The following is a 12,885-nucleotide window of genomic DNA, read 5'->3' on the forward strand; positions in this document are numbered from 1 at the left end:
CTCCGAATCTAATTTTTGATAAAATTCAGAATTTCTTCCTCTGACAATGAAGAATCGCAAACTACTTTAACTCTGCCACCTTTAGCCACTAAAAGGCCTGGCACTGTAGCGACATTATAAGTAGAGCGAAGATTATCTAATTCAGGTGAAATTTCATCACTGTTAATGTAATAAACATCAAGTTTATTCTCTTTAGCAACCTGAGTTAATTTTGGCTCAAAACGTCGACAATAAGGACATGTAGGGCGCCCAATAAATAGAATAAATTCTTCAGCGTTTTGTAACTGATTTTCTGCTTTGGCTACGTTTATTGGTGTAAAAAAATCTGCAAATGTAGTCATATAATTCTCCTAATTATTTACGAATAAATTCACTATCGATATCAGTATCATCTGACACATAACGTTCTACCGTCATATGCAAATCATACTTGTCACGAAGTTTTGCTAGAGTTGCCATCATCGGTGAAGCATGGTGAACGTCGATAGCTTCTTGATTTTCCCAACTATCAATTAAAAGAACTGTCTCAGGGTCTTTGGCGGGAATAAAGTAGTCATATCTTAGGTTCCCTTTTTCTGCACGAATAGCATCTGCTGTCCCTGAATTTTCCATCTCTTCCATGAATTTTCTAGCATTTCCATTAACGCCTTTATAGTATAAATTAACTGTAATTGACATTTTAATACCTCTTTCTTTTTTACTATTTTATTAAATTTTGAAAACAGTTTCAAATAATCAGCACGCAAAAAAAGCTAGCAAGACATGCTAGCTTTTTACCTTTTATCACCCTAAGGCGACATCCATCACCATCATAATCACAAAACCGACCATTAAACCAAGTGTGGCAACATCAGTATTTCCATTAGTTTGTGATTCTGGAATTAGCTCTTCAACAACAACGAAAATCATCGCACCAGCTGCGTAAGCAAGGGCATAAGGAATAATCTGCAACATGACGATGACAAGAGCTGAGCCAAGGACAGCTCCAATAGGTTCAACAATCGCTGACATAGAACCAAAGAAAAATGCTCGTTTTCGAGAGCTACCATCCGCACGAATTGGAATTGATAAGGCTGCTCCTTCAGGGATATTCTGAAGACCAATCCCAATAGCAAGACCAATTGCTCCTACAAGCGCAGCGGTTGTCATATTTCCAGAAGCAAGTGCACCAAAAGTAACCCCTACTGCTAATCCTTCCGGAAAATTATGAATAGTTATTGCTAAAAAGAGCAAAGCAGTTTTTGACAATTTCTTTTTAGGCTGAATCCCTTCTGCCTCTGAAACATCCTTTCCAAGATGTAGGTGAGGAACAACCGCATCAATCAAGCGCAGACTAAAACCGCCAAGAAGAAAGCCAACAGCCGCTGGAATCCATGCGTAACTTCCGTAATCAGCTTTGGCATAGGCAAGTGCAGGGTCAAGCAAAGACCAAAATGATGCAGCAATCATAACTCCAGCTGCAAATCCCATCATCACATCAAGCAATTTACGACTTACTTTGGTAAAGAAAAAAACTACTGCAGAACCAAGAATCGTACAGCCCCATGTAAATAGTCCAGCTAGCAAGGCTAAAAAGACAACATTCTGCGTCAATAGCCAATTCATCATAAAAATTTCCTCTTCAATCTATATAATATTAGTCATCTAAACGTTTTCTCAAATTAAACCTATTTTACCACAGAAACAAAATAAAAACCTAGTAAAACATACTAGGTTTCTTTCAAATAAGCTTGTATTTCTGGTAATTTTTCTTTTGGAACAAACATAACCTTCTGACGATTAACAAAATCAGGTTCTTTTCCATCAATGGTCAATAAAGTATAGCCAAGTTTTTCCCCCATGACCTTAGCCGCTGCATAATCCCATGGTTGAATATAAGAAAAGTAAGCCATTAGCTGACCTTCCATGACAGCAGCCATACTTATACCTGCTCCACCGTACACGCGAATCCCTAAAGTTTGCTCAATCATATCTTGAAGGCCATGATAATTAGTCGCATACATGCAAGCATTACAACCAACTAAAAAACGATTAAGAGGTCGATTCTGGAATGAAGGTAATTTTTGATCATTTTTATAAACATCAAATTGGCCACCACCAGAATACAACAAATCATTCATCACATCATAAATAAGGCCAAATCGTCCTACACCATTTTCGTAGTAGCCAATCATGACAGCAAAATGCGTTCCTTGAGCCACAAAATTAACTGTTCCATCAATTGGATCAAGAACCCAAACATTACCGTCAGAAATGCGGTGTCGTAAGCCGTTCTCTTCAGCAAAAATATTATCATTAGGATAATATTTTTTTATTTTTTTAACTAGTAATTCCTGAGTCGATTTATCAACGTTTGTTACTAAATCGTCAAAACGCGTTTTTTCTTCAACTTGAAGGTTACTTGCCATACTTGACTTAATCAAATCGCCTGCTTCACGAATAATTTGTTTAGCAAATTCAAACTTATTTTCCAAGGGAAATGTATCCTTTCTCCTTAGCTTTAGCAGCTTTTACAGCTTGATAAGTGGAATAGCCACTACTTTGCTGAAATTCACGATCAATTTGCTTTTCTTGAGCTTTGCTTTTTACGATTGTCTTGAATTCAGCATAGCTATTTAATAAATCACTCACTGAAACTTTTGTTTCGTATGCGGCTTCAACTTGATTCAAAAAATGAAGCACTGATGCTATCTCTTCAGTGCTCCAAGACAAATCAAGCGGATAGCTGTAATTTTTCATACAATAATATCCCAACTCATCAAAATCATGTAACTTCAGTACAAGTAATAACGATGAGTCATTCCTTTCTATCCTTCAATCTCTGCTTTAATTGTTGCTTCACGCAACTCTTGTTTGCGATAATCGCGCGGCAAAAATGCACGAATCTCGTCTTCGTTAAATCCAATCTGCATTCGTTTGTTATCCAATATAATTGGACGACGAAGCAAGCCTGGATTTTTTGCAATCAAATCAATCAAATCTGAAACAGATAACTCATCAAGATCAATATCTAATTTTTGGAAAACTTTTGAACGAGTTGAAATAATGTCCTCTGTTCCATTTTCGGTGAATGCTAAAATATTCATCAATTCATCGCGACTAAGAGGGCTGGTAATGATATTGTGTTCTTGAAATTTAACATCATGTTCATTAAGCCAAGCTCGCGCTTTTCGACAGCTCGTACAACTTGGTGACAAAAATAAAGTAATCATAAAACCACCTCTCTCATCTTCTTATCTTAATTATACAAAATTTTAAAAAACTTTGCTATTTTTTCTCCAATTTTGAGCAATTTTTTTATCATTTTTTAGCTGCTCAACTAGCTCATCAGCACCAGAGAATTTTTCCATACCACGAATTTTATCTAACCAAATTATTTCTACATTTTCTCCGTAAATATCTTCTTCAAAATCAAAAATATTAGCTTCTAGACGTAAATCTTGGCCGCCAAATGTAACATTTTTTCCGACACTAGTCATTGAACGATAGCGTTTTCCAGATACGATAATATCTGTCACATAAACACCATCACCTGGAATATAGACACGATCTAAAACAGCAAGATTTGCGGTAGGAAATCCGATAGAACGTCCTCTAGCATCCCCGTGAACGACAATTCCCTTTGTTGAAAATTCATACCCTAAGAGGCGATTAACCTCAGAAACATTTCCTGACAAAATCTCTTTACGAATTCTGGTTGAGCTGATTTTCTCACCATTATCTTGGACTTCTGATACGACAATAACTTGCCCATCAAAAATCTCTGAAAGATATTGTGCATCTTTACGGTCATGACCGAATTTATAATCAAAACCAACAACAATTGTTTTGGCACGTAAAGATTTAATATACGTTTCAAGAAATTCTTTTGATGAACCTTTTGAAAATGATGATGTAAAATCAATCAAATAAAGATTGTCAACACCATACTCAGCGAATTTATCATATCGTTTTTGTGGTGCCGTCAAATTCAAAAGTAATTCTGGCGTAAATCGAGCAAGCGCCAAACGTGGTGACTCATTAAAAGTTAAAACCGTCAACTCTAATTGTTCACGCTGTGCGATTGCTTTTGCTTTATCAAATAATGCTTTGTGGCCTCGGTGGAGACCATCAAAGTATCCCAATACTAAAACACTATCTCGAGTAGTTTTTATATCTCGAGCATCATTTATATGTTGAATATTCATATTTTCCAATCTATTATAAAAACACTTTATTAGGTTTATATAGGTCATCGCGTGGAATCAGAATAGCTACAACTTTGTCTTGATAGAAGGCTGCTATTTGCACTTCATCTCTATCAATGGCAATCTTTCGACCGAAAGAAATTTCAGTAACTTCCTCTTCAGTCAAGTCAATACGAGGCAAATCCATGACACCGTATTCGATTGGCAAAAGGAATGAGAAATCATCTTGCGCAACTTTATCAGCAATTTCAGATAAAGTTAAAGCGTCTTCCAATTGCAAGCCTGCTGAAGCTTGGCGTTCTAGGTAAGACATATGACTCGCATAGCCAAGTTCTTTTCCTAAATCAACTGACAAGGTTCTGATATAAGTACCCTTACTACAAGCAACTTCAAAATCGAAATAGCAACACTCGTTTTTAAATGATAACTGACTAGTACGTTTGAAATCGTGAATAGTTACTTGACGTTTTGGACGTTCGACTGTTTGACCAGCTCGAGCGTACTCATACAAACGTTTACCATTGACTTTAACAGCCGAATACATCGGCGGAACCTGAGTAATATCTCCAATGAAACGAGATAAAGCCTGATCTACCTTTTCTTCAGATAAGTCAGTAACTGGAGTTTTCTCAAGAATCTCACCACTAGCATCTTCTGTCGTTGTTGAGAAACCTAGACAAATCTGCCCACGGTAAACTTTTCCAGCTTCGGTCATATATTCAATCACGCGAGTTGCTTTTCCAACAGCGATTGGTAAAACACCGACAACATCAGGGTCTAGTGTTCCACCGTGACCAATTTTCTTTTCATGTAAAATTTTTCGAAGCTTGAAGACTGCGTCATGGCTAGTCATTCCTGCTTCTTTTTTTAAGTTAATAATTCCGTTAATCATAACTACTATTATAACCGTTTTCAGCATTAAAAGACAAGCTAAAACTTTGATTTTGGTTCAACTTGTCAATATTTTATTACTAAAAAATAAATCAATCTTTTAATGCTTCAAATTTAGCACGCATAGTAGGGTTTTTTCGAGTTAATTTTTTTACCGAAACATCGTCCAATTTATTATTTGCAAGACGAAGCTGGTTTTCACTAGTAGTTAAGAAACGCTTAACTTCTTCCATACGACGAATGGATTTATCAATTTCATCAATGGCTTTTTTGAAGTTGTTGCTTGCTGAGTTGTAATTCTTAGCAAAGGCATTTTTGAAGGTTTCAAGGTCATCTTCAAAGTGAGTGATATCAATATTTTGCTCACGTACCAAGGCTAATTCTTGCTTGTACTTAAGCGAATTAAGCGCAGCATTTCGCAAAATACCAATCAATTGAATGAAAAGTTGCGGACGTACAACATACATTTTTTCATACTCATGACTAACATCAACAATCCCAGTATTGAAATAATCATTTTCCGCCTCTAACATGGTTACTAAAACGGCATACTCACAATTTTTCTCGCGACGGTCTTTATCGAGTTCTTTATAGAAATCCTTGTTTTTATGCTTTGTTTTAGTCTCATCAGCCTCGTTTTTCATTTCAAACATGATTGATAGTATTTCAACACCATTTTCATCTGTTTCACGGTAAATAAAATCACCTTTCGAGCCACGACTTGAAACTTCATTATCTTTTCCAAAAGTAGCATTTGGAAATGCATAGGCACGAACTTTGTTAAATTCAGTTTCTGCATAGACTTCCAAACTTTCACCGATAGCTTTTGTTGATTGCTGAGCCTTAAAGTTTTTGTAGAACTCAACCTGTTCGTTGGCTGCTTTTAACTGTGCTTCATAATCACTTTTAACTGAAGCAAGTGATAGCTCTGCTTCTTTTTCCTGCAAAGCAAGCTTAGCCTTAGCATCATCCCGCTCTTTTTCAACACTTGCAACTGCCTCAACCAAACTTGTTTTGTTTTCAAGCGATAAACGTTCAATTTGATTATTAAGGTCAACAAGTTCTTTATCTTTTTCAGCCAAAGCTTGTGTTAATTCTAGTTGTTTAACTGAATTAAGATTATCTAGTTGAGATTTTAAGGTAATGATTTCTTGATCTTTCTGGCTCAACTGGCGTTGATTTTCTAGTTCAAGAGTTTGCTTTAACTGCTCTAATTGAGCTGACAATTCAGCGATTTCTTGGTCCTTGATACTAACTTGAGTTTGTAAATCATTTTTAGATTTTTCTTCCATCAAGGCTTTTTCTTTTGCTAAACGTTCATGTAATTCCTTGTCAAATTCACTGCTACGAACTTGCGCAAGTAATTGACTATATTCTGTTTCATTAATAGTAAAAACCGTTCCACAATGTGGACATTTTATATTACTCATAATTTCCTCGCTCATTTGATAATAGTTTTATTATAGCAAATCTGTGCCATAATTCTGCTAAAAATGTTTCATCATCAGATTTCACGCAGATAAAGAGGCTAGGATAAAACTGTCCTAACCTCACCAGTTAACTTTTAAAATAAGTTCTTTTCAACTTCATCACGGATGTGTTGCCATTCTTGCTGTGCTCTGGCCATTTTACGTTTATAATCTCTAAGACCCTGCTCGTAGCGTTGTAAGAGATAGGCTTGTTTAAGAGCTGGAAGCCTTGGTATTTCAATACTAACGATTTTTTGAGTATTTAAATTCATAACATTCTTGCCTGTATTAGTCTCTTCAAGAAGTTCTTGACCAAGTTTTGAATCTAGAAATAGTTTGATGTAACCACCTGCAATATCAGCAATAGGTCTCAAGACAGTAATATTAGCTGATGCGATGACCGGATAATCTTGCTCATGAAAAATAGCTGTTTTTTTGACTGTACCCTTTGAAGCAATCAAAACATCCCCTTCTTGTAGTAGATAGCGCTGGACGCTAGATTCATCTGCTTCAATTTTTTTCAGATTATCATAATCTATGCCAGTTTCAAACATATCACTAAGATTAATAACAGCAATATTTCCTTCGTTACTTAAATTTGAAACAGCCTTACCTTTGAAATGTTCGGTTACTTCCTTTAAGGGAATTTTTGCTATATTATTCACTTGATATTTTTCAATTGCTTCGCTCATAACTATCTCCTTTACAAATAGTATTCTAATACTAAGATATAATTTTGACAAGTAAAAAGAGCAGCCATAGCTACTCTTCTGCTATAATATTCGTATTTTTTACTACTAATCTACAGACTTCAACGCCTCCAACATATCAACAGTTTTCAAGATGTGATTAACTAAGAAGCCTAGAAGTAATAAAATACCAACAACTACTACAACTGGTATAATATAAATTTCAACTCCGACTTCTGTACCAAATTTAATCGCATCTGAACCAATCATATTCATAATGATTTGGTGAAGATATTGTCCTCCAACTAATCCAACGACAATTCCAATTAGGGATAGCACAATCGTCTCACGATAAATGTACATAGTTACTTCTTTATCGTAAAAGCCCAGTACTTTAATCGTTGACAATTCTCTGATACGTTCAGCAACATTGATGTTAGTCAAATTATAAAGAATAACAACCGCTAATAGTATTGAAATAATAATTAAGATTGTCATAGCGCCATTTAAAGATTCAACAACTGAATTGACATTTTTGACAAGTGTTGCATTTTGGCTAACAGCAGATACCTCATCCATTGCTAGCAATTTTGTCGCCATATTTTCAATGTTCTTACTTGAATGATTTTTAAGAATCACAAGATATGCATTGTTTGAAATAGAGTCATCGAATGTTTTTTGATATGATTTTTTCGACATAAACAAATAATGACCAACATTCATCTCTGCAACTTCTGAAACTCTAATAGAACGTTTACGACCATTTTGATCTTTCAGAGTAAATTTATCACCTGCTTTTACATCGTATAGGTCTGCTAATGTTTCTGATATAACAGCGCCATCATCAGATAAAGTAAGTTCTTGTTTTGTTTTAGCATCTTTAAGGTGGATGAAATCCCCAAAATCATTATCATCACTCACAAGAATTGAAATATCTTGCTTATCAGTCGAACCAGAAATTTTTTCCGTTAGATGTGACATGAATACACTTTGGTATTTGGATACTTTTTTAGAATCCATGAATGAACTTAATTCTTTTGAAGTAGCACCTTCACTATTTTTGACGACAATCATATCATACGGCATCAATCGTGAAAATTGATTATCAATAATTTTACCTAGTGACGATTGAATACCGAGACCAGCAAATAGCAAAGCAACTGAACCAGCGACACCAAATATCGTCATTAACATACGTTGCTTGTATCGAAAAATATTTCGAGCAGTTACTTTATGAGTAAATGACATTCTGCTCCAAATAAATCCGATTCGCTCTAAGAGAATTTTTGAACCTTTAACTGGTGGTTTAGGTAGTAGCAACTGTGCTGGTTTTTCACTAAGTTCACCTCGAGCAATAATGAAGGCAGGTAAAACTGCACTGACAAAAGCAAATACAAATGCTATTAGAGTGTATGACCAGTAGAAATACAAGTGTGTACTTCCAAGAGTTGTATCACCAGTAACGATTTCAGCGATAACTTGCGACAAGATATAATGTCCAGCAAAAACACCAATAATCGTTCCAGTCATACTTGCGACAAAACCATAGATAACAAATTTTTTAATAACATCACTATTGCTATATCCGAGGGCTTTTAAAACCCCTGAATTGGTACGCTCTTCATCAACAAATCGTGTCATCGTTGTAAATGTCACAAGCGCAGCTACTACGTACAAGACAACCGGAAAGACATTTCCAATACTTCCGATACTTGAAGTACTTGATTCATAAGTTTGGTAACCGCCACCACCTGGGAAAGATGAACGCGTATAAATCGAATAAGTTGGTGCCTTCATTGCCTCAACCTGCGCTTTAGCTTCTTGAATTTGGCGTTCGCTCTCTGCAATTTTAACTTTAGCGTCATTAATTGAGCTTTGGGCTACTGCTTGTTGCTCTGCAGGTAATAAAGAAAGTGCAGCTTCTTGCCCCGCTAACTGTGATTTAGCAGTTGTTACTTTTTCTTGATTCGTATCAATATCAGACTGAGCATCTGATTTTAATTGATTTAAACGCTTGTCAGCATTATCAGATAACAAATCATCTAAAGTATTTTCCTTAGCTGCTAATTTTTCTTTATAACTTTCAGAAAATGGATTTAAGCTTTTCAACTCATCATAACGAATTCTAGCAATAGTGTAGAATTGGCTATCAAAAGCAGACTCGCTTGTGACAGCATAGTATTTTAATACTCCATTACCAGCAGTTGATGTGCCTAGACTACTTTTAGAAAGAATTTCTGATGAATTAAGAAATCCAACAACTTTAAATGTTGTTTTTTTCAACACTCCGTTTTCACTTGGTTGCGTGAATGCTATCTCATCACCAACATTGTATTTTTTTTTGAGTGTTGATGCTAATGCAATTTCGTTATCTGCTTTTGGAAATTTTCCCGATACAAGCTCGTAAGTTGAAATGGCCTTGCTCTTTGAAAAAATCCGGATAGCGTCATCGGTATTTTTTATAGTCACATCAGTTAAATAACCAAATTCAACCTGACCTTTTTTTACAGATGATAATTCCTTTTTGTCATCATCACTCAGACCGTAGCTTGCAATAACAGACAAGTCCATCGTGTTGTGTTTTTTAAGGTAATCACTTGCTGTTCTTTGCATATCTGGTCCAGTCACCTTCAAAGCAACAAACGCAAATGCTCCTAGCATCATCAAAAGCATAATAGATAAGAAGCGACCTTTAGAACTGCCAATTGATTTTCTGATATCTTTCCAGTACGTTTTCTTCGACATATCAGCCACCTCAATATTCTAGAGTTTCAATGTCTTGCGGATGCTCATTAACCTCAATACTAGAGACTGTCGCATCGTGCATGTGAATAACACGATCAGCAATTGGAGCAAGAGCTGAATTATGCGTTACAATAATAACAGTTGAACCTTTGTGACGTGACATATCTTGTAAAATTTTTAAAACTTGTTTTCCTGTTTGGTAGTCCAATGCACCTGTTGGTTCATCGCAGAGCAATAATTTAGGATTTTTAGCTACCGCACGCGCAATTGAAACACGCTGTTGCTCACCACCTGAAAGCTGCGCAGGAAAATTATTTAGACGTTTTCCTAGACCAACATCAGCCAAAGTCTGTTCAGCATCTCTAGCGTCTGGAACAATTTCAGAAGCCAATTCAACATTTTCTTTAGCAGTTAAGTTAGGCACCAAATTGTAGAATTGAAAAACAAAACCAACATCATTACGACGATATGTTGTCAATTCCTTTGCGTTGAATTTAGCAATATCAACACCATCAATCAAAACCTGACCCTCGTCATTGGTATCCATTCCACCGAGAATATTTAAGACCGTTGATTTTCCAGCACCAGATGCACCAAGAATGATAACCAACTCCCCTTTTTCAATTGCAAAATTGATATCATTATTGGCAACAATCTCAGTCTCACCTGCTTGATAGCGTTTATAAGAATGTTTCATTTCAATATATGACATTTAACTAACCTCTTTATAATATTTAAGAAAACCCTTTCTCTCTATTCTACCGAAAAAATAGAAATTAGACGAAAGATATGCTCAAAAATCACAAATATTTACTGGCTTCTCTGATTGTCAAATTAGACAGATGATCATTATATTTAGCTAAAAAATCTCTCACCCAATCAGGATTTGTTTTTGAAAAATCACGAAGTGCCCAACCTATTGCTTTATTGATAAAGAATTCCTTTGAATCAATATTATTTAGAATAATATTTCGTAATAAGGTAACATTAGTTGCATCTTTTCGTCCAAGTTGATGTAGAATAGCTAATCTTCGAACCCAAAAATCATCGACTTTTGACCAAGTAAGCATTAACTCTTCAACGCTGTCATCGACTAAACCAATCTGACCAATAACTTTGGCTAGTATGTCAATACTATCCCACCACTGCTTACTTCTGATAAATATTTCAATCTTAAAAATATCATTATATGTTAAATACTTATTTAAAGCACTCAAATAATCTAATACTAAATACTGACTTTCACGGTGATTATCATGCCAAGCTTGCTCTAAAAAATCCCAATCAATACTTCGCCGTTTTTTCTCTTCTTTTAAAAAAGCCTTATAAATGTCACGTCGTTTTGGTGTTTGAATACCATAAAAATAAAATTGATTTTTCATATAAGCAGACATTTCATTTGCTTTTTTAAAATCAGATTCTTTTTCAAATTTTTCTCGAATAAGATCAAATCTTCCCATTCAGATTTCTCCTTTTTTCGACGTTATTGTCAAATTCATTCTAACAAAAAAAGTCTGAGTTATCTTCTCTCAGACTTTTGCTTTTACCCTATATTGACACAATTTTTACCCTAAATCTTATCCAAAGCTAATCGTAAGTCTTCAATCAAATCTTCTGCGTTTTCTAGACCAACTGAAACACGAATTTGGTTGCGTGTGACTCCGCAAGCTTGCAAATCTTCTTCAGACAGTTGTTGGTGTGTTGTTGTTGCTGGGTGCACAACAAGTGATTTAGCATCAGCAACATTTGCCAAATCAGAAAAAATTTCAAGATTATCGATAAATTTGTGAGCTTCTTCTTGACCACCTTTGATATGGAAAGTGAAGATTGAGCCTGCTCCTTTAGGGAAATATTTTTGAGCTAACTCATAGTAAGGGCTAGATGGCAAGCTTGGATAGTTAACCTTTTCAACTTTAGGATGATTATCCAAAAATTCAACAATTTTTTTCGTATTTTCAAGGTGTCGGTCAATACGAAGAGACAATGTTTCAAGACCTTGTAGCAGTAAAAATGCGCTAAATGGTGATAAAGCCGCACCAGTATCGCGTAGCAATTGAACACGAAGTGCAGTGATGAAGGCTGCCGCACCTACATCACGTGTATAACTAATGTTATGGTATGATGGATCTTCATCAACAAATTGTGGGAATTTGCCAGAAGCTTCCCAGTCAAAGTTTCCAGAATCGACTACCACACCCGCAATCGTTGTTCCGTGTCCACCAATAAACTTAGTTGCAGAATGAACTGAAATATCAACACCATGTGAGAAAACATTAATAAGATACGGTGTTCCAAATGTATTGTCAGTAACTAATGGAATTTTATGAGCGTGTGCAACATCAGCAATTTTCTCGATATCAGGAATATTAATAACAGGATTACCAAGCGTTTCAATCAAAACTAACTTAGTATTCTCTTGAATAGCATTTTCGAGTTCTTCAAGATTCGAAACATCAACAAAAGTTGTTGTGACGCCATAACGTGGCAATGTTTCTTTAAGCAGATTGAAAGTACCGCCATAAAGTGTTGTCGCGGCCACTACATGATCTCCTGCATGAGCTAAACCAAGCACAGCGTATGTGATAGCTGCCATACCAGAAGCTGTCGCTACAGCACCAACACCATTTTCAAGAGCAGCAATCCGCTCTTCAAAAACAGCCACTGTCGGATTTCCAATTCGAGAGTAAATATTACCTGGTTTCTTCAAGCCAAATAAATCTTCTCCTTCTTGGGCATCATCAAAAACATAAGAGGTTGTTTGGTAAATTGGAACCGCACGAGATTTTGTTGTCGGATCAACTTCTTGACCTGCGTGTAATTGTAACGTTTCAAAATTATATTTTCGTGTCATGGCATGTACTCCAATCATTAAATTTTCTGAATGTACGTACAATTTTACACTTT

General features: G+C 35.7%; 14 protein-coding genes. All 14 read right to left on the reverse strand.

Annotated features, from left to right (window positions below; translation table 11 throughout):
- Nucleotides 1–8 precede the first annotated feature (8 nt).
- Nucleotides 9–341: a thioredoxin domain-containing protein gene (locus tag ACNTMY_RS04735; protein WP_423215578.1), complete on the reverse strand. Its 333-nt coding sequence runs from the start codon at nt 339–341 to the stop codon at nt 9–11.
- A 13-nt stretch (nt 342–354) separates the two neighbouring features.
- Entirely contained in the window at nt 355–678 is a 324-nt protein-coding gene (locus tag ACNTMY_RS04740; RefSeq protein WP_033152672.1) for a putative quinol monooxygenase, read from the reverse strand.
- Nucleotides 679–783: 105 nt separating this feature from the next.
- The gene (locus ACNTMY_RS04745) at nt 784–1,608 is read right to left on the reverse strand and encodes a ZIP family metal transporter (RefSeq protein ID WP_423215579.1); all 825 of its coding nucleotides are present in this window, start codon (nt 1,606–1,608) and stop codon (nt 784–786) included.
- A gap of 101 nt (nt 1,609–1,709) precedes the next feature.
- Nucleotides 1,710–2,474 carry an inositol monophosphatase family protein gene (locus ACNTMY_RS04750; protein WP_423215580.1) on the reverse strand — a complete coding sequence of 255 codons (765 nt, stop codon included), beginning with the start codon at nt 2,472–2,474 and terminating at the stop codon, nt 1,710–1,712.
- Nucleotides 2,464–2,739 (reverse strand): UPF0223 family protein, encoded by a 276-nt coding sequence (locus ACNTMY_RS04755; protein WP_021142350.1) that lies wholly within the window; start codon nt 2,737–2,739, stop codon nt 2,464–2,466. The genes ACNTMY_RS04750 and ACNTMY_RS04755 overlap by 11 nt, the downstream gene beginning before the upstream one ends.
- Before the next feature lie 68 nt (nt 2,740–2,807).
- Nucleotides 2,808–3,212, reverse strand: a complete 405-nt coding sequence (locus ACNTMY_RS04760; protein ID WP_024344044.1) for a Spx/MgsR family RNA polymerase-binding regulatory protein — start codon at nt 3,210–3,212, stop codon at nt 2,808–2,810.
- Between the two features lie 42 nt (nt 3,213–3,254).
- Nucleotides 3,255–4,187 carry a bifunctional riboflavin kinase/FAD synthetase gene (locus ACNTMY_RS04765; RefSeq protein WP_423215581.1) on the reverse strand — a complete coding sequence of 311 codons (933 nt, stop codon included), beginning with the start codon at nt 4,185–4,187 and terminating at the stop codon, nt 3,255–3,257.
- Nucleotides 4,188–4,200: 13 nt separating this feature from the next.
- The gene (gene truB, locus ACNTMY_RS04770; protein ID WP_423215582.1) at nt 4,201–5,079 is read right to left on the reverse strand and encodes a tRNA pseudouridine(55) synthase TruB; all 879 of its coding nucleotides are present in this window, start codon (nt 5,077–5,079) and stop codon (nt 4,201–4,203) included.
- A gap of 91 nt (nt 5,080–5,170) precedes the next feature.
- A complete protein-coding gene (locus tag ACNTMY_RS04775) occupies nt 5,171–6,508 on the reverse strand; it encodes a DUF2130 domain-containing protein (RefSeq protein ID WP_423215583.1) in 1,338 nt (445 codons plus the stop codon).
- Nucleotides 6,509–6,642: 134 nt separating this feature from the next.
- The gene (locus ACNTMY_RS04780) at nt 6,643–7,239 is read right to left on the reverse strand and encodes a restriction endonuclease subunit S (RefSeq protein WP_423215584.1); all 597 of its coding nucleotides are present in this window, start codon (nt 7,237–7,239) and stop codon (nt 6,643–6,645) included.
- Nucleotides 7,240–7,344: 105 nt separating this feature from the next.
- A complete protein-coding gene (locus ACNTMY_RS04785; RefSeq protein ID WP_423215585.1) occupies nt 7,345–9,981 on the reverse strand; it encodes an FtsX-like permease family protein in 2,637 nt (878 codons plus the stop codon).
- A 10-nt stretch (nt 9,982–9,991) separates the two neighbouring features.
- Nucleotides 9,992–10,693 (reverse strand): ABC transporter ATP-binding protein, encoded by a 702-nt coding sequence (locus ACNTMY_RS04790; RefSeq protein WP_423215586.1) that lies wholly within the window; start codon nt 10,691–10,693, stop codon nt 9,992–9,994.
- An 88-nt stretch (nt 10,694–10,781) separates the two neighbouring features.
- A complete protein-coding gene (locus tag ACNTMY_RS04795; RefSeq protein WP_423215587.1) occupies nt 10,782–11,441 on the reverse strand; it encodes a DNA alkylation repair protein in 660 nt (219 codons plus the stop codon).
- A 110-nt stretch (nt 11,442–11,551) separates the two neighbouring features.
- Entirely contained in the window at nt 11,552–12,832 is a 1,281-nt protein-coding gene (locus tag ACNTMY_RS04800) for an O-acetylhomoserine aminocarboxypropyltransferase/cysteine synthase family protein (protein WP_423215588.1), read from the reverse strand.
- Between the last annotated feature and the right edge of the window lie 53 nt (nt 12,833–12,885).

It is taken from the genome of Streptococcus equinus (genome assembly GCF_049393735.1).
Lineage (GTDB): Bacteria > Bacillota > Bacilli > Lactobacillales > Streptococcaceae > Streptococcus > Streptococcus equinus_G.